The organism is Pseudomonas sp. B21-009 (assembly GCF_024749345.1).
Classification (GTDB): Bacteria; Pseudomonadota; Gammaproteobacteria; order Pseudomonadales; family Pseudomonadaceae; genus Aquipseudomonas.
This window is the reverse complement of record NZ_CP087199.1, coordinates 2420282-2443867: the sequence shown is the minus strand read 5'-3', so window position 1 is coordinate 2443867 and position 23586 is coordinate 2420282. Positions and strand designations below refer to the sequence as shown.

26 protein-coding genes and 1 pseudogene are annotated in these 23586 nt (G+C 65.1%); 20 read left to right on the top strand and 7 right to left on the bottom strand.

Going from position 1 to position 23586, the window contains the following annotated elements:
* Positions 1–15: 15 nt before the first annotated feature.
* Positions 16–906: a pirin family protein gene (locus tag LOY34_RS11375; RefSeq protein ID WP_195883812.1), complete on the bottom strand. Its 891-nt coding sequence runs from the start codon at positions 904–906 to the stop codon at positions 16–18.
* A 96-nt stretch (positions 907–1002) separates the two neighbouring features.
* Between LOY34_RS11375 and LOY34_RS11370 the strand changes: the two genes are divergently transcribed.
* Complete coding sequence (locus tag LOY34_RS11370; protein ID WP_045196855.1) at positions 1003–1911, top strand: LysR family transcriptional regulator; 909 nt, start codon at positions 1003–1005, stop codon at positions 1909–1911.
* Between the two features lie 16 nt (positions 1912–1927).
* On the opposite strand, the gene LOY34_RS11365 is transcribed toward LOY34_RS11370, so the two are convergent.
* From LOY34_RS11365 to LOY34_RS11345, 5 genes are all read right to left on the bottom strand, one after another.
* On the bottom strand, positions 1928–2896 hold the full coding sequence (locus LOY34_RS11365) for a nucleotidyltransferase domain-containing protein (RefSeq protein WP_195883811.1): 969 nt from the start codon (positions 2894–2896) through the stop codon (positions 1928–1930).
* A 220-nt stretch (positions 2897–3116) separates the two neighbouring features.
* On the bottom strand, positions 3117–3989 hold the full coding sequence (locus LOY34_RS11360; protein ID WP_195883810.1) for an alpha/beta fold hydrolase: 873 nt from the start codon (positions 3987–3989) through the stop codon (positions 3117–3119).
* 17 nt (positions 3990–4006) lie between these two features.
* The gene (locus LOY34_RS11355) at positions 4007–4636 is read right to left on the bottom strand and encodes a LysE family translocator (RefSeq protein WP_176794269.1); all 630 of its coding nucleotides are present in this window, start codon (positions 4634–4636) and stop codon (positions 4007–4009) included.
* 79 nt (positions 4637–4715) lie between these two features.
* Positions 4716–5324, bottom strand: a complete 609-nt coding sequence (locus LOY34_RS11350) for a 2-hydroxychromene-2-carboxylate isomerase (protein ID WP_195883809.1) — start codon at positions 5322–5324, stop codon at positions 4716–4718.
* A gap of 46 nt (positions 5325–5370) precedes the next feature.
* Positions 5371–6102, bottom strand: coding sequence for an SDR family oxidoreductase (locus LOY34_RS11345; protein WP_045196777.1), 732 nt, complete (start codon positions 6100–6102; stop codon positions 5371–5373).
* A gap of 91 nt (positions 6103–6193) precedes the next feature.
* Here LOY34_RS11345 and LOY34_RS11340 point away from each other — a divergent pair, with 91 nt between their 5' ends.
* Positions 6194–6748, top strand: a complete 555-nt coding sequence (locus tag LOY34_RS11340) for a TetR/AcrR family transcriptional regulator (RefSeq protein ID WP_045196775.1) — start codon at positions 6194–6196, stop codon at positions 6746–6748.
* Positions 6735–7331: a DUF4157 domain-containing protein gene (locus LOY34_RS11335; protein ID WP_195883808.1), complete on the top strand. Its 597-nt coding sequence runs from the start codon at positions 6735–6737 to the stop codon at positions 7329–7331. Before LOY34_RS11340 ends, LOY34_RS11335 begins: the two co-directional genes overlap by 14 nt.
* Here the strand turns inward: LOY34_RS11335 and LOY34_RS11330 are convergent, their stop codons facing one another.
* Complete coding sequence (locus tag LOY34_RS11330) at positions 7332–7928, bottom strand: TetR/AcrR family transcriptional regulator (RefSeq protein ID WP_195883807.1); 597 nt, start codon at positions 7926–7928, stop codon at positions 7332–7334. It lies immediately after the preceding gene.
* A gap of 110 nt (positions 7929–8038) precedes the next feature.
* Between LOY34_RS11330 and LOY34_RS11325 the strand changes: the two genes are divergently transcribed.
* The 17 genes and pseudogenes from LOY34_RS11325 to LOY34_RS11245 all read left to right on the top strand — a co-directional run bounded on the left by LOY34_RS11325 (position 8039) and on the right by LOY34_RS11245 (position 23542).
* Entirely contained in the window at positions 8039–9094 is a 1056-nt protein-coding gene (locus LOY34_RS11325; protein ID WP_195883806.1) for a sugar phosphate isomerase/epimerase, read from the top strand.
* Positions 9095–9123: 29 nt separating this feature from the next.
* Positions 9124–9990, top strand: coding sequence for an alpha/beta fold hydrolase (locus tag LOY34_RS11320; protein WP_045196767.1), 867 nt, complete (start codon positions 9124–9126; stop codon positions 9988–9990).
* A 91-nt stretch (positions 9991–10081) separates the two neighbouring features.
* Positions 10082–11128 (top strand): class I SAM-dependent methyltransferase, encoded by a 1047-nt coding sequence (locus LOY34_RS11315; RefSeq protein WP_258664815.1) that lies wholly within the window; start codon positions 10082–10084, stop codon positions 11126–11128.
* 54 nt (positions 11129–11182) lie between these two features.
* A pseudogene (locus tag LOY34_RS11310) lies at positions 11183–11290 on the top strand (GntR family transcriptional regulator); the annotation flags it as partial.
* Between the two features lie 80 nt (positions 11291–11370).
* Positions 11371–12042 carry a GntR family transcriptional regulator gene (locus LOY34_RS11305; protein WP_195883804.1) on the top strand — a complete coding sequence of 224 codons (672 nt, stop codon included), beginning with the start codon at positions 11371–11373 and terminating at the stop codon, positions 12040–12042.
* A 122-nt stretch (positions 12043–12164) separates the two neighbouring features.
* Positions 12165–13097, top strand: a complete 933-nt coding sequence (locus LOY34_RS11300) for a 4-hydroxyproline epimerase (protein ID WP_195883803.1) — start codon at positions 12165–12167, stop codon at positions 13095–13097.
* Positions 13094–14209 carry an FAD-binding oxidoreductase gene (locus LOY34_RS11295; RefSeq protein WP_195883802.1) on the top strand — a complete coding sequence of 372 codons (1116 nt, stop codon included), beginning with the start codon at positions 13094–13096 and terminating at the stop codon, positions 14207–14209. Before LOY34_RS11300 ends, LOY34_RS11295 begins: the two co-directional genes overlap by 4 nt.
* Positions 14202–14438, top strand: a complete 237-nt coding sequence (locus tag LOY34_RS11290) for a (2Fe-2S)-binding protein (RefSeq protein WP_123567779.1) — start codon at positions 14202–14204, stop codon at positions 14436–14438. The genes LOY34_RS11295 and LOY34_RS11290 overlap by 8 nt, the downstream gene beginning before the upstream one ends.
* Positions 14435–15685, top strand: a complete 1251-nt coding sequence (locus tag LOY34_RS11285; RefSeq protein WP_195883801.1) for an FAD/NAD(P)-binding oxidoreductase — start codon at positions 14435–14437, stop codon at positions 15683–15685. The genes LOY34_RS11290 and LOY34_RS11285 overlap by 4 nt, the downstream gene beginning before the upstream one ends.
* Positions 15686–15741: 56 nt before the next feature.
* Positions 15742–16491, top strand: coding sequence for an AraC family transcriptional regulator (locus LOY34_RS11280; RefSeq protein WP_093383887.1), 750 nt, complete (start codon positions 15742–15744; stop codon positions 16489–16491).
* A 231-nt stretch (positions 16492–16722) separates the two neighbouring features.
* Entirely contained in the window at positions 16723–17541 is an 819-nt protein-coding gene (locus tag LOY34_RS11275) for a transporter substrate-binding domain-containing protein (RefSeq protein WP_045196753.1), read from the top strand.
* A 10-nt stretch (positions 17542–17551) separates the two neighbouring features.
* Positions 17552–19333, top strand: coding sequence for an aconitase X (locus LOY34_RS11270; protein WP_195883800.1), 1782 nt, complete (start codon positions 17552–17554; stop codon positions 19331–19333).
* A complete protein-coding gene (locus LOY34_RS11265) occupies positions 19326–19997 on the top strand; it encodes an amino acid ABC transporter permease (RefSeq protein ID WP_045196750.1) in 672 nt (223 codons plus the stop codon). The genes LOY34_RS11270 and LOY34_RS11265 overlap by 8 nt, the downstream gene beginning before the upstream one ends.
* A gap of 10 nt (positions 19998–20007) precedes the next feature.
* A complete protein-coding gene (locus tag LOY34_RS11260; RefSeq protein ID WP_045196748.1) occupies positions 20008–20658 on the top strand; it encodes an amino acid ABC transporter permease in 651 nt (216 codons plus the stop codon).
* Positions 20651–21373, top strand: coding sequence for an amino acid ABC transporter ATP-binding protein (locus LOY34_RS11255; RefSeq protein WP_038995715.1), 723 nt, complete (start codon positions 20651–20653; stop codon positions 21371–21373). The genes LOY34_RS11260 and LOY34_RS11255 overlap by 8 nt, the downstream gene beginning before the upstream one ends.
* 98 nt (positions 21374–21471) lie before the next feature.
* Positions 21472–22500: a trans-3-hydroxy-L-proline dehydratase gene (locus tag LOY34_RS11250; RefSeq protein ID WP_195883799.1), complete on the top strand. Its 1029-nt coding sequence runs from the start codon at positions 21472–21474 to the stop codon at positions 22498–22500.
* A gap of 124 nt (positions 22501–22624) precedes the next feature.
* A complete protein-coding gene (locus LOY34_RS11245) occupies positions 22625–23542 on the top strand; it encodes a dihydrodipicolinate synthase family protein (RefSeq protein ID WP_045196743.1) in 918 nt (305 codons plus the stop codon).
* Positions 23543–23586 lie beyond the last annotated feature (44 nt).

The window sequence follows — 23586 nt, the reverse complement described above, 5'->3', positions numbered from 1 at the left end:
TCAGGGGTTATGAGACTAGTTGTGGTGGCGCGGACCGGCCTGCCCGCTCATCTGGCCGAAGCGCCCGGCGCGAAAATCGTCAAAGGCCTCGGCGATTTCGGCCTCGCTGTTCATCACGAACGGGCCGTAGCCAACGATCGGCTCATCCAGCGGCTCGCCACTGAGCAGCAACACCGACACATCGCTTTGCGCTTCAAGCAGCAGCTCGTCACCGGCGCGGTCAAACAGCACCAGTTGCGCGGCGCCAACCTGGCGCTCGCCGTTGACCAGCAACTGGCCGCGCAACACCACCAGCGCGGTGCTGCGCCCGGCGGCGCTGGGCAGGCGCACGGGTGCGCCGGCCTTGAGCTGCAGGTCCCAGACATCCATGGCCGAGAAAGTCTGCGCCGGGCCCTGATGGCCGCGAAACGCGCCGGCAATCACCCGCAAGGTGCCGGCGCCGTTGCCCAGTGGCACCAGCGGGATGTCGTTGCTGAGCAGGGTCTGGTAACCGGCCGGCGCCGATTTGTCCCTGGCTGGCAGGTTGACCCACAGCTGGACCATTTCCAGGGTGCCGCCCTTGGCAGCGAACGCCGGCGAGTGGAACTCTTCATGGAGAATGCCGCCGGCGGCGGTCATCCACTGCACATCGCCCGGGCCGATCAGGCCGCCGGCGCCAGTGGAGTCGCGGTGCTCCAGTTCGCCCTGGTAGACGATGGTCACGGTTTCGAAACCGCGATGGGGATGCTGGCCGACGCCGCGACGCGCCGTGGTCGGGGTGAAGTCGTGGGGGCCGGCATAGTCCAGCAGCAGGAACGGGCTGATGTGCTGGGCCAGGTTGTCGTAGGTAAACAGGCTACGAACCGGGAAGCCATCACCTACCCAGTGGGGGTTCGGGCTGCTGTAGACGCCTTGGATCTTTTTCATCAAATGCCTCCTCTCGTGCATGGCTATAACCATACGAGCGCAACGACATCGGCGGTAGATCGGTTAAACTGCCTTCAGCGTTCCATATGGAGAACACTGGTGGAAGACCTCAACGACCTTTACTACTTTGCCCAGGTTGTCGATCACGGCGGCTTTGCCCCGGCCGGCCGCGCCCTGGACATGCCCAAGTCCAAGCTCAGCCGGCGTATTGCCGGGCTGGAAGAACGCCTGGGGGTGCGCCTGATCCAGCGTTCGACCCGGCATTTTTCGGTGACTGAAATCGGCCAGGCTTACTACCGCCACTGTGTGGCCATGCTGGTGGAGGCCGAAGGCGCCGCCGAATTGATCGAGCGCAACCGCGCCGAGCCCCAGGGCATCGTGCGCCTGAGTTGCCCGACGGCGTTGCTGGATTTCTGGGTGGGGGCCATGCTTACCCGCTTCATGGTCCAGTGCCCGCTGGTGCAGCTGCATATCGAAAGCACCAACCGCCAGGTCGACCTGATCCAGGAAGGCATCGACATTGCCTTGCGCGTGCGCGTCCCGCCTTTGGAAAGCAGCGATCTGGTGATGAAGGTACTGGCGCGCAGCACCCAGTACCTGGTGGCGGCGCCCGCCTTGCTCGAACGCCTGCCCCCGCGCCCGGTGCCCGCCGACCTGAGCGCCCTGCCGAGCCTGCACTGGGGCTACCCGCAGCGCGATTACCACTGGCACCTGCTCGGTCCCGACGGCGTCCGCGCCAGCCTGCGGCACAGCCCGCGGCTGGTCACCGACGACCTGGTGGTACTGCGCCAGGCGGCGGTGGCGGGTGTCGGCGTGGTGCACTTGCCGCTGGTGGTGATCCGCGAAGAACTCGACGCCGGCCGCCTGCTGCAAGCCACGCCGAACTGGGCACCGGAGTGCGGCGTGGTGCACGCGGTGTTCGCCTCGCGGCGCGGCTTGCTGCCGTCGGTGCGCAGCCTGCTGGACTTTCTCGCGGCGGAGTTCGAGGCCAGTGATATCGCCTGAGTGGCGTGGCAAGTCATCAAAACAGTAACGCGTGGTGGATCGGATGGGCTGGATACTGATGACGTATCCAACGCTCCAGTTCAAGCGAAAAAACCTCACCTAATTCACGCAACTGAAGATAAAGCGACGATTGCTGGCAATTGCTGCGATTGACCTGGTCGAGTAACTGGCGGTTACGTGCGCTGGAGATAGTCGACAAGAAGTGTTGGTAATGGTTGAGAAGAAACACCGTAGAGGGGTTGTCCTGCCCAATGCTTTGCAGGCGCTGCAATGGCGTCAAGTGGAGCAGGTGCTCTATCCGGGCCACCTTTTCTTGCGAGGGTAAATGGCTGGTTTGGGCGACGAGGACAACACCACCAATAAAAAGCAATTTACGCGAAAAATGCAATTTTATGTTGCGTAAGCCCCACGGTTTGCCGAGCACGGTAACCTGATGTTCGAAGTTGGCCATCAGGGTTCGATAGTAACGGACGATATCATTGAGCAAGTAGCGGGCCAGACCATTAGCACTGTCGCCAGGTTTTATATAATGACGCAACAGCTGTTGTCGACACTGGTGAAAAAACAGTTCGCCACACAGCGGACGTCCTTCCAGTAACAGCAGCATTCTGCGGGTCAGGGCAGTGTAACTATCCTGCTTGCCATTGGCCTCCAGGCTGATTTGATCATAACTGCACACTGCAGCCTGGCTGTATTTTTCCGGGTCGTTTTCACTCGCTGCGGTATACGGCGTTACTTCCCTCTGCAGCCGTTGGAGCAAGCCGTTGAGTTTTGCCTCGTCGGTATCACCCTCATGCAACAGGAAAAAGTCCAGGTCCGAGACGTCTGACAATTCGCCGCGCCCAAATGAACCCACGGCAACGATACTCAGGGAGGCATGAGGCACTGCCGCTTCCATGTGCCTTCGAATCCTTTGAATGACCGTCTGCGAGTATTGGTAGCGTTTAGTTAGAAAAGGATGGTGAGGAAAGATGGCCGGGAACATGACAACTACTCTGCGAAAGAACAATGGACTCAGAGTATTCAAGTCCACAAAAAACTTCAGAGTGCAATATCAAGAATTTGTGACATCCAAGGATATTGTTTCCATGCTCCCCTTATTTTGCCATCCCCGTCCCCGCTCACGCCCCTTGCTCATGTCGCCTGCCAGCCGCCCCGGAAAATCCGATCCTCCAGCTTGCGTCGAAAAATGGACAAAACCCAATTCAGCCCAGCAAGAACGCCGCGACCCGCTCGCTACACGCCGCCGGTTCTTCCTGCATGAAGCAGTGCCCGCCCGCCACCTGAGTTGCACTGACCTGGCGATTACCCTGGGCCCAGCGCTGCACCGACTGCGGCACGAAGGGATAGGTGGTTTGGCCATACAGCACCAGGCTCGGGGTACTGACCTGAGCCAGCGACGCCCACATGCGCCGGGGGAAGGAGCTGAAGATTTCCACTTCACGGCTAGGGCGGCACTTGAGCACCACGCCTTCGCCGCAATCGCCAATGGCGTGTTCGATATAGGACTGCAACGCCGGCTCGCTCCAGCCCTTGAAGATCCCCCGCCCTTCCAGCGATGCCCGCGCCGCCGTGCGGTCAGGCCAGTGGCTGCGACGGGTGGCAGCCTTGCGCGCCAGGGCATGGCGACGGTGCAGGCCGACCAGCGCCGCCGCGCCCATGATGCCCATCATCGCTTGGGTGAACAGCACCGGGTCGAGCAGCACCGCGCGCTGGAACAGCTGCGGCTGCTGCGCCAGCATCAGGCCGGTGAGCACCCCGCCAAAACTGTGGCCGACGGCAAAGCGTGGTACATCGCCGTACTCGCCACGGCCGGCCTCGAAGGCTTCGATGGCAAGTTCGGCCGTGCGGTTCCAGCCGGCGAACGGGCCGCCATGGTCGCTGTCGCCATGGCCCTGGACATCGCACAGCCACAGGTCGAACTGCTCGGCCAGGCGCGCCAGCAACGGCTGGTACGCCAGGCAGCAAAAGCCGTTGCCGTGCAAAAAATGCAGCAGCGGCTTGCCACTGGCTGGGGAGCGCCAGCCGCGCAGGGTGAAGCCAGCACTTGTGTCATGGGACCAGGGAATCAACTGCATGTGCCAGCGCACTCACGTCAGGAAAAACCCGATTCTACAAACAGCAGGGGGTACAGGGATATCACCAGCAGCGCCGCCATCAGCAGATTGAACAGCATCAGCCAGCGCGGGTTCTGCAACACCGTGCGCAAGGCGCTGCCGAACATCACCCAGACGCAGACACTGGGCAGGTTGACCAGAGCGAACACCGCGGCAATGACGATGACGTTGGTGACGTAGCCCTGGGCCGGGGTGTAGGTGGTGATCGCGCCCACGGCCATCACCCAGGCTTTCGGGTTGACCCACTGAAAGGCTGCCGCGCCCCAGAAGCCCAGGGGCTTGCGGCTCGACGAGTCGCTGACCGACAGCGGCCCGGAGGTAGCGATCTTGTAGGCCAGGTACAACAGGTAGGCGGCGCCCACGTAGCGCAGCACGGTGTAGATCGGCGGGTAGGCTTTGAACACCTCGCCCAGGCCAAAACCCACCGCCAATACCATGACCATGAAGCCGACACTGATGCCCAGCGCGTGAGGAATCGAACGGCGCACGCCGAAGTTCACCCCGGAGGCCAGCAACATGGTGTTGTTGGGCCCCGGGGTGATCGAGGAGACAAAGGCGAACAGCACGAAGGCAGTGATCAGGTCCAGTGAGCCGAGCATGGCAGGCATCCAGTATTTTTATTGGGCTGCCCTGACACTAACGGAGTCCTGATCCGCCTCGACCATACAGTTAGTGAAAATAATGCCACTACACTTGACTGTCCTGCTCGGCCAGCGCTTCGACGACGAACTCCAGGCGGTCCTGGCCGAAGAACATCTGCTCGCCGACAAAGCAGCTTGGCGCACCGAACACGCCACGGCGCACCGCTTCCTCGGTAGCGTCCTTGAGTGCGGCCTTGACCTCGGGCTCGGCGCTCCAGGCCTGGTATTGCTCGGGGTCGAAACCGGCCTCCTGCAGCACTGTCGCCAGCACCTGCAGGTCAGCAAGATTGCGCTGGCGTACCCACAGGGCCGTGAACATCGCGTTCAGGTAGGCCTCGAAACGCTCTGGCTGGTAGCGCTGCACAGCCACCGTGCCGCGCATCAGGCCCAGGGTGTTGATCGGGAAACCCGGCGGCAAGGCCAGGGTCACGCCGTAGCGTTTGGCGTAGCGCTGAAAATCAACGAACACATGCCGGGCCTTGGCCGGCACCATCGCCGGCGAGGCGTTGCCGGTGGCCTGGAATACCCCGCCCAGCAACATCGGCCGGTACACCAGATGCGCATCGTGCCCGGCGCAGAGTTTCGGCAACTGGGTCCAGGCCAGGTAGCTGGCCGGGCTGCCCAGGTCAAAGAAGAATTCTACGGTTTTGCTCATCTGCAGCAGGTCCTTTTTTGTTGTTGCGCAGGCTGTTGTCAAAGGCTTACCAGCGCTCCATCCACGGCCGCAGGTCAAGCTCGAAGGTCCAGGCGTCGCGCGGCTGGCTGTGCAGAAACCAGTAGCTGTCGGCGATATGTTGCGGGTCGAGAATGCCGTCCTGGTCCTTGAGCGCATAGCGCTCGGGGAAGCTGTCGCGGATGAACGCGGTATCGATGGCACCGTCCACCACCACATGGGCGACATGAATATTGCGCGGCCCAAGTTCGCGGGCCATGCTCTGGGCCAGGGCGCGAATGCCGTGCTTGGCGCCGGCAAACGCGGCAAATCCGGCTGCGCCGCGCAAGCCTGCAGTGGCACCGGTAAACAGGATAGTCCCACGCTCGCGGGTCACCATGCGCCGCGCCACCGCCTGGCCGCTGAGAAAGCCTGCGAAACAGGCCATTTCCCAGATCTTGAAGTACTTGCGCGCGGTCTCTTCGAGAATGCTGCAGGGCACGTTGGCGCCGATGTTGAAGACAAAGGCTTCGATCGGACCGACGCTGCTTTCGATCTCTTCGACCAGCGCCGCCACCTCCTCTTCCTTGCGCGCATCCGAGGCAAAACCGTAGGCCTCGCCACCGGCGGCGCGGATCTCGTCCACCAGCGGCTGCAGCTTGTCGGCGCTGCGCCGGGTCACGCAGGCGACATAACCCTCGCGGGCAAAACGCCGGGCAATCGCGCCGCCGGTTGCATCACCGGCCCCTACCACCAGTACCACCTTCTTGCCTTGGGTCATGTCTCGCCTCCATTGGTAAACGATCATTTAGTAAACGAACGCTATGCTATGATTCAGGCTTCGTCAAGCCAGCCCTGTGGAGCCTACCGGCGTGCGTTATTCCACCACTCACAAAGAACAAACCCGGCAGAAACTGCTGCAAAGCAGCGGCGCCCTGGCCAAGCGCGGCGGCTTTGCAGCCACTGGCGTGGCCGGGCTGATGAAGGCCATCGGCCTGACCGGCGGCGCCTTCTACAACCACTTCCCGTCCAAGGACGAGCTGTTCACCGAGGTGGTGCGCCGCGAGCTGTCGCACAGCCCCATCGCCCAGCAGCCGATGAACCGCGCGCGGCTCGAGCGCTGCCTGGAGCAGTACCTGAGCATGGCCCACCTGCACAATGTCGAAGGCGGCTGCGCGATCCCGACCCTGGGCGCGGAAATCGCCCGCGCCGAGCAGCCGGTGCGCGCGGAAGCCGAACACTGGCTGTGCCAGCTCCAGCAAGCCTGGGCGCAAACCCTCGAAGACCCGGCCCTGGCCTGGGCGCTGATCAGCCAGTGCGTGGGCGCGCTGGTGCTTGCGCGCATGCTCGCCAGCGAGCCGATTCAGGAAGAGGTGCTCAAGGCCTCCCGCGATTTCATTGCCGGGGCCCTGCATGAAGCGCCTTGAGTCGTTGCTGCTGAGCCTTGCCCTGAGCGCCCCGCTCACCGCCCTCGCCGCCTGCCCGGCCGGCCAGTACGAAATCTGCCTGGGCAGTTGCATCTGTTCGCCCATCGACCCCGGCCAGGCCGGCACCGTGCTCGACGACCTCGGCCGGGTGGCCAGCAGTTCCCTGGCCCTGGCCTTGCAGCAGGCGCGCAACACCGCTGCGGCCGGCACGCTGCTGCCGATCCCCCTGCACATCCGCGCCCAGCTCGAACCGTTCTATGACTTCCAGGTGCTCGACGCGGCGCGCTACAAGGTCGGCGACCAACAAGCCCTGGACAGCGCCAACGCCCTGCTGCAGAACCCCGACGTCAACGCCGTGACCCTGATCGACATCATCGTTTTTCGCAACCAGGCCGACGCCGAAAACAACGTCGCCCTCTGGGCCCACGAACTGCACCACGTGCAGCAGTACCAGCAATGGGGCGTGGAAGAGTTCGCCCGGCGCTACTCGCGCGACTTCGACGCCGTCGAAGCGCCGGCCTACGAGATCCAGGCAAAGGTCAGCAAGGCCCTGCGCGAGCGGGCCTCGGGCCAGGCGCGCTGATCAGGCCAGGGCGGCGTGCAAAGCGCACAACGCCGGTTTGATCATCGCCTGCAGGCGCGCCGGGGCAATGCCGTCGCGGGCCTGGATGGCAATACCGTGCAGCAAGGTGGCAAACAGGTCGCCCAGCGCCTGCGGGTCGGCCTCGGCCTTGAGTTCGCCACGGCCATGGGCCTGTTGCAGCAGGTCGATGATCGACTGGGTACGCTGGCGGCGCAGCTCGCTCATCCAGTCCAGTACGCCGCTGATATCCGGGCCGCCGCTGGCGGTCGATGACACCGCCAGGCAACCGCGCGGGCCGTCCGCTGCGGTGTAGGTGGCAATGGCCTCGAGGAGGATCTGCTCCACGGCCTGGCCCACCGCCAGCTCACGGTTGATGACCCGCTCGGCAAAGCCGCCCTGCTCGGCCAGGTACAGCGCCACCACCTCGCGAAACAGCTGCTCCTTGCTGCCGAAGGCGGCGTAGATGCGCGCCGAGGCAATGCCCAGGGCACTGACCAGCAAGGCCATTGACGTGCCTTCGTAACCGTATTGCCAGAAGGTCGCCAGGGCCTTGTGCAGGGCCTGGTCGCGATCGAATTCCCGGGGACGTCCGGCCATGGGTTGTGTGTCCATCAAATCAGATGGGGCGGATTTTACCCTGCAAGACAGTTGACGCAAGCGCGTTGTCGCCCTATTGTTTGTCGATCGACAAATAATAGGAAGTCATCATGCGTACCCTCAAAGGTCCTAGCCTGCACCTGGCCCAGTTCAGTGCCGAACAAGCCCCTTTCAACAGCCTGCCCGAGATCGCCCGCTGGGCTGCCGGCCATGGTTTCAAGGCCTTGCAGGTGCCGGCCTGGGACCGGCGTCTGTTCGACCTGGAACTGGCCGCACACAGCCAGACTTATTGTGATGAGCTGCGCGGCATGCTTGCCGAACACGGCCTTGAGGTCAGCGAGCTGAGCACCCATCTGCTCGGCCAGTTGGTAGCGGTTCACCCGGCCTACGACGCCCTGTGCGACAACTTCGCCCCGCCCGCGCTGCACGGCAAACCCCAGGCGCGCACCGCCTGGGCGCTGGAACAACTGCAGCTGGCAATCAAGGCCTCGCAACGCCTGGGCCTGACCGACATGGGGACTTTCTCAGGCTCACTGGCCTGGCCTTACCTGTTCCCGTTTCCGCAGCGCCCGGCGGGCCTGATCGAGGCGGCCTTCGAAGAGCTGGCGCGGCGCTGGCGGCCCATCCTCGATGCCTGCGAAGACCACGGCATCAACCTCTGCTATGAGATTCACCCCAGCGAAGACCTGCACGACGGCAGCAGCTTCGAGCGCTTCCTCGACCTGGTGGATAACCACCCGCGCTGCAACCTGCTGTTCGACCCCAGCCACTTCGTCCTGCAGCAACTGAACTACCTCGACTACCTGGACATTTACCACACGCGCATCCGCATGTTTCACGTCAAGGATGCCGAGTTCAACCCAACCGGTCGCCAGGGCATCTACGGCGGTTACTGCGACTGGACCGAGCGCGCCGGGCGCTTCCGATCCCTGGGCGACGGCCAGGTCGATTTCAAGGCGATCTTCTCCAAGCTTGCGCAATACGACTTCCCCGGCTGGGCCACCCTGGAATGGGAATGCTGCCTCAAGGACCAGGAAGACGGCGCCCGCGAAGGCGCGGCGTTCATCCGTGAGCACATCATCCAGGTCACCACTCGCACCTTCGACGACTTCGCCGGCGCGCCGGTCGACCCGCAACAGATCCGGACCCTGCTGGGCCTGGCTTGAATCCCCCTCTTTCACCTGGAGTGCAACCGATGTCCATCACCCCCGAAGCCGACTTTGAACACCGCTACCTGATCCTCGAACCCGGCCGCCGCCTGCATTGCGTGCAACTGGGCAGCGGCCAGCCGGTGCTGCTGATCCCCGGCTGGCCGCAGACCTGGTACGCCTGGCGGCATGTCATGCGCGCCCTGGCTCGCCAGGGTTACCAGGCGATTGCCGTCGACCTGCCGGGCACCGGGCTGTCCGACCCGGCCAGCGAAGGCCATGACACCGGCACCATCGCCGCCCTGCTGCACCGCGCCATGGGCCAGCTCGGCCATCAGCGCTACCGGCTGGCCGGGCATGATGTGGGCATGTGGGTCGGCTACGCGCTGGCCAGCGATTACCCCGAGGCGGTCAGCCAGCTAGTGCTCAGCGAAGCGGTGATCCCGGGCCTGGCCGAAGCGCCGCCGATCTTCGTCAGCGCCGAGCAGAACATCTTTATCTGGCACTTTCTCTTCAACCAGTTGCAGGATCTGCCCGAAGCCCTGATCACCGGCCGCGAGGACCGCTACCTGACCTTTATGTACGAGCGTTGGGCGCACCATGTCGACCGCGTGGCCGTCGACACTTACATCAGGGCCTACAGCAAGCCCGGCGGCTTGAGCGGCGGCCTGGCCTACTACCGTTCGATCAGCCAGACCATCGCCCAGAACCGCCAGCGCGCCGGCAAGCGCCTGGGCATGCCAGTGCTGGCCATCGGCGCCGAGCATGCTACCGGCGAGGTGCCGTTGCAGACCCTGCAGGCCCATGCCGACAACCTGCGCGGCAGCGTCATCGCCGACTGTGGGCACTTTGTCATGGAAGAGGCGGACGAAGCGTTCAGCGCCCAACTGCTGGCGTTCTTCGAAGCGAACTAGACTTAAAGGTTGACCCCGCAACACATTGGCCCGAGGTTGCCGGCTCGCCGGCAGCCCCGTTGACGTTGGACTTCTTGCAGGAGAACACGCAATGGACGAAGCCAGACTCAATGACTTCATGGGCAAGCTGGTCACCGACATGGGTGCCGCGGCCATGCTTGCCAACCTGATCCTCGGCGATGAACTCGGTTTATACCGGGCCATGGCCAACAGCCAATTCATCTCCCCCGAACAACTGGCCGACAAGACCGGCTGCAATGCCCGCCTGCTGCGCGAATGGCTGAGCGCCCAGGCCGCGTCCGGCTATATGGAGCACAGCGACGGACGCTTTCGCCTGCCCGAAGAACAGGCCATGGCCCTGGCCATCGAAGACTCGCCGGTGTATGTCGCCGGCGGCGCCTCGGTGATCGCCGCGCTGTTCCACGACAAGGACAAACTGGTCGCCGCCATGCGCGGCGATGGCGCCCTGGCCTGGGGCGATCACCATCCGTGCATGTTCAGCGGCACCGAACGTTTCTTCCGCCCCGGCTACCGTGCCCACCTGGTGGCCGAATGGCTGCCGAGCCTGAGCGGGGTGGTCGACAAACTGCAGGCCGGGGCCAAGGTCGCCGATATCGGCTGCGGTCACGGCGCCTCGACGGTGATCATGGCCCAGGCCTTCCCGGCCTCGCGCTTCAGCGGCTTTGACTACCACGGCCCGTCGATCGCTATCGCCAGCCAACGCGCCGCCGAAGGCGGTGTGGCCGAGCGCACGCAGTTCGTCCAGGCCAGCGCCAAGAACTTCCCCGGCACCGATTACGACCTGATCTGCTATTTCGACTGCCTGCACGACATGGGCGACCCGGTCGGCGCCGCCCGGCATGCCTATGAGTCGCTCAAAGCCGATGGCACGGTGCTGCTGGTCGAGCCCTATGCCAACGACACCCTGGATGAAAACAGCACCCCGGTCGGGCGCTTGTTCTACGCCGCTTCGACCTTTATCTGCACGCCGAACTCGTTGTCGCAGGAAGTTGGCCTGGGGCTCGGCGCCCAGGCGGGCGAGGCGCGGCTGCGTGCAGTGTTCGAGGAAGCCGGGTTCAAGCACTTTCGCCGGGCGACCGAGACGCCGTTCAATTTGATCCTTGAAGCGCGCAAGTAAGCGCTGATACCTGGTCGGGCCAGCCTCCACCCAACCTGGGGGGCTGGCCTCATCGCCGCCAAGGTCGCGCTGGATTACCTGCGCTTGAAACACAACGACAGCAGCAACCTGCGCGACATCGCCGCGCCCTTTGCCCTCAAAGAGCCCCGCATAGGCCGCTGAGCATGCCAGCGGGCAGGTCTGGCGCCATGCATGGAGAGTTTCGTATACCATATCCATAAATAACTTCGGACGACGCCACCGTGACCGTACCCCGCCTCAACGCCCCGGACCTGGGCAACACGCCCTCGACTTCGGAAATCATCACCCGTCACCTGCGCGATGCGATCATTGCCGGGCACTTCGCCGAAGACGAACCAATCCGCCAGGACGATATCGCCCGCCAGTTCAACGTCAGCAAGATCCCGGTGCGTGAAGCGCTCAAGCGCCTGGAAGCCGAAGGCCTGGTGATGTTCCAGCGCAATCGCGGGGCGATGGTTACGCGCATGTCCGAACCAGAGCTGGCGCAGATGTTCGAAGTGCGCATGCTACTCGAAGACAAGGCCCTGCGCCTGGCCATCCCGAACATGACCGAGAAAACCTTCGCCCGCGCCGAGCGCATCTGCCAGGAGTTCGTCGGCGAGAACGACGTCGGCCGCTGGGCCGAACTCAACTGGGAACTGCACGCCTGCCTGTATGAACCGGCGCAGCGGCCGTTCCTGGTCAACATGATCCGCTCGGTGAACGACAAGCTGGAGCGCTACCTGCGCATGCAGATGAGCCTCTCGGCAGGCAAGGAGCGCGCCGACCACGAACACCGCGACATCCTCGACGCCTGCCGGGCCAAGGATGTCGAGCTGGCAGTGAGGCTGCTCGACGAACACATCGCCGGCGTCTGCAAGACCCTGTTCGAGCACCTGCCGCCGAGCAAGTGACAGAAACCTGTGGGTTGCGCCACTGTGCCGATTTCGTCATCGGCGCGACATAAAGGCATCAAGCCTGCGCGCCGCATGACACGCCACTCTGTCCTTCACTTCCCTGAACGGACGCGGCCTCCATGAAACGCATTACCGTGATCGACTCCCACACCGGCGGCGAACCGACCCGCCTGGTCATCGACGGCTTCCCCGAGCTGGGCACCGCCAGCATGGCCGAGCGCCGCCAGCACCTTGCCGAGGCGCACGATCAATGGCGCAGCGCCTGCATGCTGGAGCCGCGCGGCAGCGATGTGCTGGTCGGCGCGCTGCTGTGCGAGCCGGTGGACCCCAGCGCCTGCGCCGGGGTGATCTTCTTCAACAACACCGGCTACCTGGGCATGTGCGGCCACGGCACCATCGGCCTGGTGGTGTCGCTGGCGCACCTGGGCAGGATCGGCCCGGGCGTGCACCGCATCGAAACCCCGGTCGGCACCGTGCAGGCGACCCTGCACGAGGACCGCTCGGTCAGCGTGCGCAACGTGCCGGCCTACCGCTACCGCAAGGACCTGGCGCTGGAGGTGCCCGGCATCGGCAAGGTAGTGGGCGATGTGGCCTGGGGCGGCAACTGGTTCTTTTTGATCGCCGACCACGGCCTGGAGGTCGCCGGGGACAACATCGAGGCGCTGACGGCCTATACCTACGCCGTGCAACAGGCCCTGGAAGAGCAAGGCATTCGCGGTGAAGACGGCGGCCTGATTGACCATATCGAGCTGTTCGCCGACGACCCCGACGCCGACAGCCGCAACTTCGTGCTGTGCCCCGGCAAAGCCTACGACCGCTCGCCCTGCGGCACCGGCACCAGCGCCAAGCTCGCCTGCCTGGCTGGCGACGGCAAACTGCAACCCGGGCAGACCTGGCGCCAGGCCAGCGTGATCGGCAGCACCTTCGAGGGCTCGTTCGAGGCCGACGGCCCACGCATCATCCCGACCATTCGCGGCCGCGCGCACATTAGCGCCGAAGCCACGCTGATCATCGAGGAGGATGACCCGTTCGCCTGGGGCATTTGCCCGTGAGCCGTGGTGCCGTGGCCGATGTCATCGTCATCGGCGCCGGAATCATCGGCGCCGCCTGCGCGCAGGCGCTGGCCGCGCGCGGGCTGCAAGTGCTGGTACTCGATGCCGGGCTGCACGGCGCCACGGCCGCCGGCATGGGCCATTTGCTGGTGCTCGACGACAATCCCGCGGAGCTTGCGCTCAGCCAGTATTCGCTACAACGCTGGCGCGAACTGGCCCCGCAACTCCCCGAGACCTGCGCCTATCGCAGCAACGGCACCCTGTGGCTGGCGGCCAACACCGAAGAAATGGCCGTGGCCGAACACAAATTCAACCTCCTGCAAGCACAAGGGGTAGCCTGCGAATTGGTCGCCGGGCACGCCCTGCGCCAGCGCGAACCGGCGCTGCGCGAGGGGCTCGAAGGCGGTCTGCTGATCAACGGCGACGGTATTCTCTATGCCCCGGCCACTGCCGGCTGGATGCTGCAAACAGCAGGGATCGAACAGCGTCGGGCGCGGGTCAGCGCAGTAGAGGGCAACCGTGTGCGCCTCGACAGCGGCCAGTGGCTGAGTGCCGAGGCCGTGGTGCTGGCTAACGGCATCCAGGCCACGCAGCTGTGCCCGGAGCTGCCGATCGAGCCGAAGAAAGGCCACCTGCTGATCACCGATCGCTACCCCGGCACCGTCACCCATACCCTGGTGGAACTGGGCTACGTGACCAGCGCCCACAACGCCAGCGGGCCGTCGACTGCCTGCAATATCCAGCCTCGGCCGACCGGCCAGCTGTTCATCGGTGCCTCGCGCCAGTTCGGCACCACTGACCCGGCCGTGGAAGGCTGGATGCTGGCGCGCATGCTCAAGCGCGCAACCGAGTACATGCCGGACCTGGCAAATCTGAACGGCATCCGCGCCTGGACCGGCTTTCGCGCCGCCAGCCCCGACGGCCTGCCGCTGGTGGGCCGCCATCCGCAGCAGGATGGCCTGTGGCTGGCGGTCGGTCATGAAGGGCTGGGCGTGACCACGGCGCCGGCGACCGCCGACCTCTTGAGCGCGCATCTGTTTGACCAAACGCCGCCGCTGGCGGCCAGCCCTTACCTGCCAGATCGCTTTCTCGGAGCCCTCGCCCATGCCTGACCTGACCCTCGATGGCCGCCCGCTACGCGTGGCCGACGGCACCAGCGTCGCTGCTGCTCTGGCCCTGGGCGGCGATGGCTGCTCGCGCACTTCGGTCAGCGGCCAGCGCCGCGCCCCGCTGTGCGGCATGGGCATTTGCCAGGAGTGCCGGGTGACCATCGACGGCCGCCGGCGCCTGGCCTGCCAGACCCTGTGCCGTGACGGCATGCAGGTGGAGACCCGCGCATGAACGAACACACCAACCTGCTGATCATTGGCGCCGGCCCCGCCGGGCTGGCTGCGGCACTGGCCGCCGCGCCGCGGGCCGCGCGCATCGTGCTGCTCGACGACAACCCGCTGCCGGGCGGGCAGATCTGGCGCGACGGGCCACAGGCCAAGCTGCCCAAGCAGGCACGCCGGCTGCGCGAGCAGGTGCTGGCCTGTGCCAATGTGCACTGGCACAGCGGCACGCGGGTGATCGCCAACGCCGGCCCCAACAGCCTGCTGGTGGAGAACGCCGAGCGCGGCTGGCAAATCCACTACGAGCGCTTGATCCTCTGTACCGGCGCCCGTGAACTGCTGCTGCCCTTCCCTGGCTGGACGCTGCCTGGGGTGACCGGTGCCGGTGGCTTGCAGGCGCTGATCAAGGGCGGGATGCCGGTGCGCGACGAGCGTATCGTCATCGCCGGCAGCGGCCCCTTGCTGCTGGCCAGCGCCGCCACCGCCAAGGCCAATGGCGCGCGGGTACTGCGCATCGCCGAGCAGGCCTCGCTTGCGGCCGTCAGCGGCTTTGCCGCACAGTTGCCGCGCTGGCCGCACAAGCTGCTGCAATCGTTTAGCCTGTTCGACCGCCAGTACCGTAGCGCCAGCCATGTGCTGGCCGCGCTGGGCACCGACCGGCTCGAAGGCGTACGCCTGCACCAGCACGGCCAGGTGGTTGAAATTGCCTGCGATCGGCTGGCTTGCGGCTTCGGCCTGATCCCCAACATCCAGTTGGGCCAGGCCCTGGGCTGCGCCGTGGAGCAACAGGCGCTTGCCGTCGATGCCTGGCAGGCGACTTCGCAACCCGGCGTTTACGCGGCAGGCGAATGCACAGGTTTCGGTGGCAGCGAGCGCGCTCTGGTTGAAGGCGCTATTGCCGGTCTTAGCGCCACCGGCAATCGCCAGGCGGCGCAGCGGCTGTGGCGCCGCCGGGCGCGCTGGCACGCCTTTGCCCGCGCATTGAACACGGCCTTCGCCCTCGACCCCGCACTGAAGTCGCTGGCAACCGCCGACACCCTGGTGTGCCGCTGCGAAGACGTGCCCTATGCCGCCCTCGCCGGGCACAGCGACTGGCGCCAGGCCAAGCTGGCCAGCCGTTGCGGCATGGGCGCCTGCCAGGGCCGGGTGTGCGGTGCGGCCACCGCCCACCTGTTCGGCTGGCAACCCTCGGCGCCGCGCCCGCCATTCAGCCCGGCGCGCATCGACACCCTGCTGCACCTTGAGAGCGACACTTGAGGTAAACACCGGGGGCGCTCTATGATCCCGACGGTCGCCCCCGGAACGTCAGCGCCATGCACGCCACGCTCAACCACTTCGCGCCCTGCGACCTGCCGACCCTGCTCAGCAGCCTGCAGCCGATTGCACCGCTGCTCGACACCCTCAACGACGTGGTGTTCTTCATCAAGGATTGCGAGGCGCGCTACGCCTTCGTCAACCAGACCCTGGCCCGGCGCTGCGGGCGCAAGCACCGCGAAGACTTGCTTGGGCTTACCGCCGAGCATGTGTTCCCCGCCCGCTTCGGCCCGCTCTATACCGAGCAGGACCGCCGCGTGCTCAGCAGTGGCCGGGAACTGGCCGACCAGCTTGAGCTGCACCTTTACTTCGGCAACCAGCCGATCTGGTGCCTGACCCACAAACGGCCACTCAAGGACGCCGAGGGCACTATCGTCGGCCTCGCCGGCATTTCCCGCGACCTGCAACTGCCCCAGTCCAACCACCCGGCGTTCCACAAGCTCGCTGCCGTCGATGCACATATCCGCGCCCACTTCACCCGCCCCATCAGCCTTGCAGAGCTGACCGCCATCGCCGGGCTGTCGGTGGCGCAGCTGGAGCGCCACTGCAAGCGCATCTTCCAGCTCACGCCGCGACAGATGATTCACAAGGCGCGCCTCGAAGAAGCCTCGCGCCTGCTGCAGGAGCTCGACCTGCCGATCACCGAGATCGCCCTGCGCTGCGGTTACACCGATCACAGCGCCTTCAGCCGGCAGTTTCGCGCCCTCACCGGGCTTTCACCGAGCCAGTACCGCGACAGCCAGCGCTAAGTGTTCCTTTATCGGGCGCTGCGCACAGGCAGTGCTCCGATATGTAACACCTGCCCCGCTCCCCTGCTGCAGCACCCCAACTGCCCTTGTTTGCTTCGAGCGCCCTAGCCCACGGGCCGAAAGATTATTCCTACATCGGCGACAAAACAGGCACGGCCATTGCACTAGAAAATATCGTATACGAAATTACCAATACGATATTTAACAGCACGCTCCCAACCCGAGGCCTCTATGAAAAACCGCACATTTGCCGTAGCCCTCAGCGCTGTTCTCAGTACCACCTTTATCGCCAACGCCCAGGCTGACAAGCTCGATGACATCATCGGCTCCGGCAAGCTGCGCTGCGCCGTGACCCTGGACTTCCCACCGATGGGTTTTCGCGATGAGGGCAATAAGCCCGCCGGCTTCGACGTCGACTACTGCAGCGACCTGGCCAAGGTGCTCGGGGTTGAGCCGGAAGTGGTCGAAACGCCCTTTCCCGACCGCATTCCGGCGCTGGTTTCGGGCCGTGCCGACGTGATCGTCGCGTCCACCTCCGACACCCTCGAACGGGCCAAGACCGTCGGCCTGACCGTGCCCTACTTTGCCTTCCAGATGGTCGTGCTGACCCGCGACAACACCGGCATCAACAGCTTCGACGACCTCAAGGGCAAGGCGCTGGGCAACACCAGCGGCACCTATGAAGCCATTGCCCTGGAAAAAGACGTAAAGAGTTGGGGCAGCGGCACCTTCCGGGCCTACCAGTCGCAGAACGACACCCTGCTGGCGGTCGCCCAGGGGCACATCGACGCCACCGTGGTCACCAACACCGTCGCCGCCGCCACCCTCAAGTCCGGCAAGTACAAGAACCTCAAGGTCGCCGGCAATGCCCCTTACGTGATCGATTACGTGTCGCTGGGCGCCAAGCGCAACGAGTATGGCCTGCTGCGCTACCTCGACCTGTTCGTCAACCAGCAGGTGCGCACCGGGCGCTACAAGGAGCTGTTCACCAAGTGGGTCGGCACCGAAATCGCCCCGACCGACCTGACCGTGCCACAGGTCTACTACTGAGGTGGGCAGCATGACCAGCACACCGATCCCCCAGGCCGGGCGCAGCCTGGTCGCGGGCGCGGCCCAGGGCCCCTTGCTGTTCGCCGATACCGGGCTGAGCTTCTGGGGCGGGGTCGACGCCGCCAGCGGCGAAGTCATCGACCGTCATCATCCACTGAGTGGCCAGTGCATCGCCGGGCGTGTGCTGGCGATCCCCAGCGGGCGCGGCTCGTGCACCGGCAGCAGCGTGATGATGGAGCTGATCAGCAACGGCCACGCACCGGCGGCACTGGTGCTGGCCGAGGCCGACGAGATCCTGACCCTCGGCGTGCTGGTTGCGCAGACCCTGTTCCAGCGCTCCCTGCCGGTGCTGTGCATCGGCAAGCAGGCCTTCGCCAGTTTGCCCGGTGCAGGCTGGGCAAGGGTCGAAGGCGATTGCCTGAGCCTGTATCCCCAGGCCCCGGCCGATCACTGGCAGGCCGCGCCGTATGACCACAGCGCCGAGTCTTTCAGCACCCGCTTGAAGCTGCAATCCCAGGACCAGGCGCTGCTCGACGGCACGCACGGCAAGGCGGCGCAAATGGCGATGCAGATCGTTTTGCGCATGGCCGAGCTGCAAGGCGCCGAGCAGTTGCTGGACGTCACCCAGGCGCACATCGACGGCTGCATCTACACCGGCCCCGCCAGCCTCGGCTTTGCCGAACAGCTGGTGCGCTGGGGCGCAAAGGTGCGGGTGCCGACCACCCTCAATGCCATCTCGGTCGATCAGCGCCGCTGGCGCGAGCTGGGCATCGACCCGGCGCTGGGCGAGCCGGCCAGCGCCCTGGGCGATGCTTACATGGCCATGGGTGCGCAGATGAGCTTCACCTGCGCGCCGTACCTGCTCGACAGCGCGCCGAGTCAGGGCGAACAGATCGTCTGGGCCGAATCCAACGCCGTGGTCTACGCCAACAGCGTGCTCGGCGCGCGCACCCTCAAGTACCCCGACTACCTGGATATCTGCATCGCCCTGACCGGCCGCGCGCCGCGCATCGGCTGTCACCTGGACAGCCAGCGCAAGGCGCAGTTGTTGGTGCAGGTGCCGGCGCTGGCGGCACTGGATGACAGCTTCTACCCGCTGCTCGGCTACCATATCGGCGCCCTGGCAGGCTCGCGAATTCCGCTGATTTACGGGCTGGAACAGGCGCAGCCGAGCCTGGACGACCTCAAGGCGTTCGGCGCCGCCTTTGCCACCACCTCGGCGGCGCCGCTGTTTCATATCGCCGGGGTCACCCCCGAAGCGCTGGAGCCGGCGCAGGTCCTCGAACCTGGCGCCAACCTGCCCAGCGAGCGCATCCAACTGGCGGACCTGCTGCACAGCTGGCACGCGCTCAACAGTGCCCGCGAGTCGCAGGTGGATGTGGTGTCGCTGGGCAACCCGCATTTTTCCTTCAGCGAGTTCGCCGCGCTTGCACAGCTGTGCCAGGGCCGGCACAAACACCCGGAGGTGGTCGTGGCCATCACCTGCGGTCGCACAGTGCTCGAACAGGCCCGCGCCGCCGGGTACATCGCCGAGCTTGAGCGCTTCGGCGTGACCCTGGTGACCGACACCTGCTGGTGCATGCTGGGTGAGCCGGTGATCCCGCCAACGGCGCGTACGCTGATGACCAACTCGGGCAAATATGCCCACTACGGGCCGGGCCTGGCCGGCCGCCCGGTGCATTTCGCCAGCCTCGCCGAGTGCGTCGCGTCGGCCTGCAGCGGCCAGGCCAGCGGTCGCTTGCCGGCCTGGTTGCAAGGGGCCCAGAGCCAGGAGGGCCGCGCGCATGTTTGACTTTGACTACACCTTCCAGTGGCGCTCGGCGTTGCGCGCGCTGCCCGACATGCTCGCCGGCGCCTGGGTGACCTTCGAGACCGCCGCCCTGTCGATGATCTTCGGGGTGCTGATCGCCCTGGCCCTGACCGTCATGCGCGAAGGCAAGCAACCGCTGCTGCGCGGTTTTGCCAACGGCTGGGTGTCGATTGCGCGCAACACGCCGTCGCTGTTCCAGATCTACATCCTGTACTTCGGCCTCGGCTCGCTGGGCCTGCACGTCAGCTCGTGGATCGCCCTGCTGGCGGGCATCACCTTCAACAACGCGGGGTACCTGGCGGAGAACTTTCGCGGCGGCCTCAAGGCCGTGCCGACCACGCAAGTGCGTGCGGCGCGTTCGCTGGGCATGAGCGCTTTCCAGACCTACCGGATGATCGTCATCCCGCAGCTGCTGCGGGTGGTGTTCTACCCGCTGACCAACCAGATGGTCTGGGCGGTGCTGATGACCTCGCTGGGGGTGATCGTCGGCCTGAACAACGACCTCACCGGCGTGACCCAGGACTACAACGTCAAGACCTTCCGCACCTTCGAATACTTCGCCCTGGCGGCGGCGCTGTACTACCTGATTGCCAAGGCGATCGTCGCGCTGGCCCGGCTGATGGCCTGGCGGCTGTTCCGTTACTGAGGAGCTCGGCATGTTTTCCACCGGTTTTACCTGGAACGACTTTGTGTTCCTGCTCGACGGCGCGCGCATCACCTTGCAGCTGACCTTCTGGGCGATTTTGCTGGGGACCTTTGCCGGCTTGCTGTTCGGCCTGGCCCGGGCCCTGTGGCCACGGCTGAGCCTGCCACTGGCGTGGGTGCTGGATGTGTTTCGCAGCGTGCCGCTGCTGATCCAGTTCGTGCTGTTCAACTCGTTCAAGAGCATCGTCGGCCTCGACATCAGCGCCTTCAGCGTCGGCTGCATCGTGCTCGGCGTCTACACCGCCGCGTACTTCACCGAGATCGTCCGCGGCGGCGTGCTGGCGGTGTCGCTGAGCGTGCGTCGGGCCAGCCGCTCACTGGGCATGAGCTACCTGCAGGACCTGCGCTGGATCGTCTTGCCAATGGCCACCCGGGTGGCGTTTCCCGGCTGGCTGAACCTGGTCCTGGGGGTGATGAAAGACACGGCGCTGGTGATGTGGATCGGCATCGTCGAATTGCTGCGCGCTTCGCAAACCATCGTTACGCGGATTCAGGAACCCCTGCTGGTGCTGTGCATCGCAGGCCTCATCTACTACGTCATGAGCCTGGTGGTTGCCCGCCTGGGCGCCCGTCTGGAAAGAAGGTGGCAGGAAAATGATTGAGATCGAGAACGTACACAAATCCTTCGGCGACCTGGAAGTGGTCAAGGGCGTAAGCCTGACCGTGAACAAGGGCGAAGTGGTATCGATCATCGGCGGCTCGGGCTCGGGCAAGTCGACCTTGCTGATGTGCATCAACGGCCTGGAGCCGATCCAGAAAGGCAACATCCGCGTCGACGGCGTCGAGGTCCACCACCGCGCCACCGACCTCAACCGCCTGCGCCAGAAGATCGGCATCGTCTTCCAGCAGTGGAACGCCTTCCCGCACCTGACCGTGCTGGAAAACGTCATGCTCGCGCCGCGCAAAGTGCTTGGCAAAGACAAGCACGACGCCGAGGCGCTGGCCGTCAAGCAGCTGACCCACGTCGGCCTGGGCGACAAGCTCAAGACCTTCCCCGGCAAGCTCTCGGGCGGCCAGCAGCAACGCATGGCGATTGCCCGGGCGCTGGCGATGTCGCCGGACTACATGCTGTTCGACGAGGCCACCTCGGCACTCGACCCGCAACTGGTCGGCGAGGTGCTCGACACCATGCGCATGCTCGCCGAGGACGGCATGACCATGGTGCTGGTGACCCACGAGATCCGTTTTGCCCGCGATGTGTCGGACCGCGTGGCGTTCTTCCGTAACGGCCTGGTGCACGAGATCGGCTCGCCCGACCAGGTGATCGGCAATCCGTTACAGCCGGAGACGGCGGCGTTCTTGAAGTCAGTGAAATAGAAGCATCGCGGCTCAAGCCCGCTCCCACACCACTATCCCTGTGGGAGCGGGCTTGCCCCGCGATGAGGCCCTCCCTAACAACACAAGGAGTCCTGCGAATGCGCTCATCGAAAATCATCCACATCGTCAACTGCCACGCCGAAGGTGAAGTCGGCGACGTCATCGTCGGCGGCGTCGCCCCGCCTCCCGGCGCCACGGTCTGGGAGCAGTCGCGCTGGATCGCCCGCGACCAGACCCTGCGCAACTTCGTCCTCAACGAGCCACGCGGCGGCGTGTTCCGCCACGTCAACCTGCTGGTGCCGCCCAAGGACCCGCGGGCGCAAATGGCCTGGATCATCATGGAGCCGGCCGACACTCCGCCGATGTCCGGCTCCAACTCGCTGTGCGTGTCGACCGTGCTGCTCGACAGCGGCATCCTGCCGATGACCGAGCCCGAGACGCACCTGGTGCTCGAAGCCCCGGGCGGCCTGATCGAAGCGGTCGCCCAATGCCGGGACGGCAAGGTCGAACGGGTGGAAGTGAAGAACGTGCCGTCCTTTGCCGACCGCCTCGACGCCTGGATCGAGGTCGAAGGTCTGGGCTCGCTGCAGGTCGACACGGCCTACGGCGGCGACAGCTTCGTGATTGCCGATGCCCGGCAACTGGGCTTTGCCATCCGCCCGGACGAAGCCAAAGATATCGTCGAGGTCGGCCTGAAGATCACCCGGGCCGCCAACCAGCAACTGGGTTTCAGCCACCCGCTGAATCCGGACTGGGCGCACATTTCCTTCTGCCAGATCGCCGCGCCCATCGAGTATGAGGACGGTGTTGCCAGCGGCGCCAACGCGGTGGTGATCCGCCCCGGCAAGATCGATCGCTCGCCTTGCGGCACCGGCTGTTCAGCGCGCATGGCGGTGTTGCAGGCCAAAGGCCTGATGAAAGTCGGCGAGCGGTTCATTGGCCGCTCGATCATCGGCTCGCGCTTCGACTGCCGCATCGAATCACTGACCGAAATCGCCGGGCGCCCGGCCATCTACCCGTGCATTTCCGGCCGCGCCTGGATCACCGGCACCCATCAATTGCTGCTCGACCCCAGCGACCCCTGGCCACAAGGCTACCGGTTGTCGGACACCTGGCCCGGCGCCTGAACGCTAAGCCGTTGATTTGCAAACGCCCTTGAAAACCGATCGGTAAACGAAGTGAAAAAACACTGGTCCACGCCAAGCACTTCAAATATCGCATACGAAATACAATAAACAACCGGAGAACACCATGAGCAAGTACGTAAACTGGAGCGGCGTCTTCCCTGCGGTCACCACTCAATTCAACGATGACTTCTCGATCAACCTGGAAAAGACCCACGAGGTCATTTCCAACGTGATCCGCGACGGCGTCTCGGGCCTGGTGGTGTGTGGTTCGGTGGGCGAGAACACCTCGCTGAGCGCCGAAGAGAAAATCGCCGTCACCGAAGTCGCCGTCGATGCCTCGCGCGGCCGGGTTCCGGTGATCTGCGGCGTGGCCGAGTTCACCAGCGTGCAGGCCGCCAAGGTGGCCAATGCGGTGCGCCAGGTCGGCGTCGACGGGGTGATGCTGATGCCGGCGCTGGTCTATGGCTCCAAGCCGTTCGAGACCGCCGAGCACTACCGTTACGTGGCCAAGCACACCGACGTGCCGCTGATGGTCTACAACAACCCGCCGATCTACAAAAACGACGTCACCCCGGACATCCTGATTTCCCTGGCCGACTGCGACAACGTGGTGTGCTTCAAGGACTCCTCCGGCGACACCCGCCGCTTCATCGACGTGCGCAATGAAGTGGGCGACCGCTTCGTGCTGTTCGCCGGCCTCGACGACGTGGTCCTGGAAAGCATCGCGGTCGGCGCCCAGGGCTGGGTCTCGGGCATGTCCAACGTGTTCCCCAAAGAGGGCGAGACGATCTTCCGCCTGGCCAAGGCCGGGCGCTTCGCCGAGGCCATGCCGATCTACGAATGGCTGATGCCGATCCTGCACCTGGATGCCCGCGCCGACCTTGTGCAGTGCATCAAGCTGTGCGAAGCCATCGCCGGTCGCGGCAGCGCCCTGACCCGTCCGCCGCGCCTGGCCCTGCCGGAAAGCGATCGGGTCTATGTCGAGCAGATCATGGCCAAGGCCCTGGCCAACCGTCCGCAGCTGCCGGACGTCGGCCTCTGAGTGATTGCCGGGCCGGCTCCGCCCACGGAGACCGGCCTGCCTGT

Coding starts and splice junctions, on each gene's coding strand:
- LOY34_RS11375 (WP_195883812.1), bottom strand. CDS start 906: ATGAAAAAGATCCAAGGCGTCTACAGCAGCCCGAACCCCCACTGGGTA.
- LOY34_RS11365 (WP_195883811.1), bottom strand. CDS start 2,896: ATGTTCCCGGCCATCTTTCCTCACCATCCTTTTCTAACTAAACGCTAC.
- LOY34_RS11360 (WP_195883810.1), bottom strand. CDS start 3,989: ATGCAGTTGATTCCCTGGTCCCATGACACAAGTGCTGGCTTCACCCTG.
- LOY34_RS11355 (WP_176794269.1), bottom strand. CDS start 4,636: ATGCCTGCCATGCTCGGCTCACTGGACCTGATCACTGCCTTCGTGCTG.
- LOY34_RS11350 (WP_195883809.1), bottom strand. CDS start 5,324: ATGAGCAAAACCGTAGAATTCTTCTTTGACCTGGGCAGCCCGGCCAGC.
- LOY34_RS11345 (WP_045196777.1), bottom strand. CDS start 6,102: ATGACCCAAGGCAAGAAGGTGGTACTGGTGGTAGGGGCCGGTGATGCA.
- LOY34_RS11335 (WP_195883808.1), top strand. CDS start 6,735: ATGAAGCGCCTTGAGTCGTTGCTGCTGAGCCTTGCCCTGAGCGCCCCG.
- LOY34_RS11330 (WP_195883807.1), bottom strand. CDS start 7,928: ATGGCCGGACGTCCCCGGGAATTCGATCGCGACCAGGCCCTGCACAAG.
- LOY34_RS11325 (WP_195883806.1), top strand. CDS start 8,039: ATGCGTACCCTCAAAGGTCCTAGCCTGCACCTGGCCCAGTTCAGTGCC.
- LOY34_RS11320 (WP_045196767.1), top strand. CDS start 9,124: ATGTCCATCACCCCCGAAGCCGACTTTGAACACCGCTACCTGATCCTC.
- LOY34_RS11315 (WP_258664815.1), top strand. CDS start 10,082: ATGGACGAAGCCAGACTCAATGACTTCATGGGCAAGCTGGTCACCGAC.
- LOY34_RS11300 (WP_195883803.1), top strand. CDS start 12,165: ATGAAACGCATTACCGTGATCGACTCCCACACCGGCGGCGAACCGACC.
- LOY34_RS11290 (WP_123567779.1), top strand. CDS start 14,202: ATGCCTGACCTGACCCTCGATGGCCGCCCGCTACGCGTGGCCGACGGC.
- LOY34_RS11285 (WP_195883801.1), top strand. CDS start 14,435: ATGAACGAACACACCAACCTGCTGATCATTGGCGCCGGCCCCGCCGGG.
- LOY34_RS11280 (WP_093383887.1), top strand. CDS start 15,742: ATGCACGCCACGCTCAACCACTTCGCGCCCTGCGACCTGCCGACCCTG.
- LOY34_RS11275 (WP_045196753.1), top strand. CDS start 16,723: ATGAAAAACCGCACATTTGCCGTAGCCCTCAGCGCTGTTCTCAGTACC.
- LOY34_RS11270 (WP_195883800.1), top strand. CDS start 17,552: ATGACCAGCACACCGATCCCCCAGGCCGGGCGCAGCCTGGTCGCGGGC.
- LOY34_RS11265 (WP_045196750.1), top strand. CDS start 19,326: ATGTTTGACTTTGACTACACCTTCCAGTGGCGCTCGGCGTTGCGCGCG.
- LOY34_RS11260 (WP_045196748.1), top strand. CDS start 20,008: ATGTTTTCCACCGGTTTTACCTGGAACGACTTTGTGTTCCTGCTCGAC.
- LOY34_RS11255 (WP_038995715.1), top strand. CDS start 20,651: ATGATTGAGATCGAGAACGTACACAAATCCTTCGGCGACCTGGAAGTG.
- LOY34_RS11250 (WP_195883799.1), top strand. CDS start 21,472: ATGCGCTCATCGAAAATCATCCACATCGTCAACTGCCACGCCGAAGGT.
- LOY34_RS11245 (WP_045196743.1), top strand. CDS start 22,625: ATGAGCAAGTACGTAAACTGGAGCGGCGTCTTCCCTGCGGTCACCACT.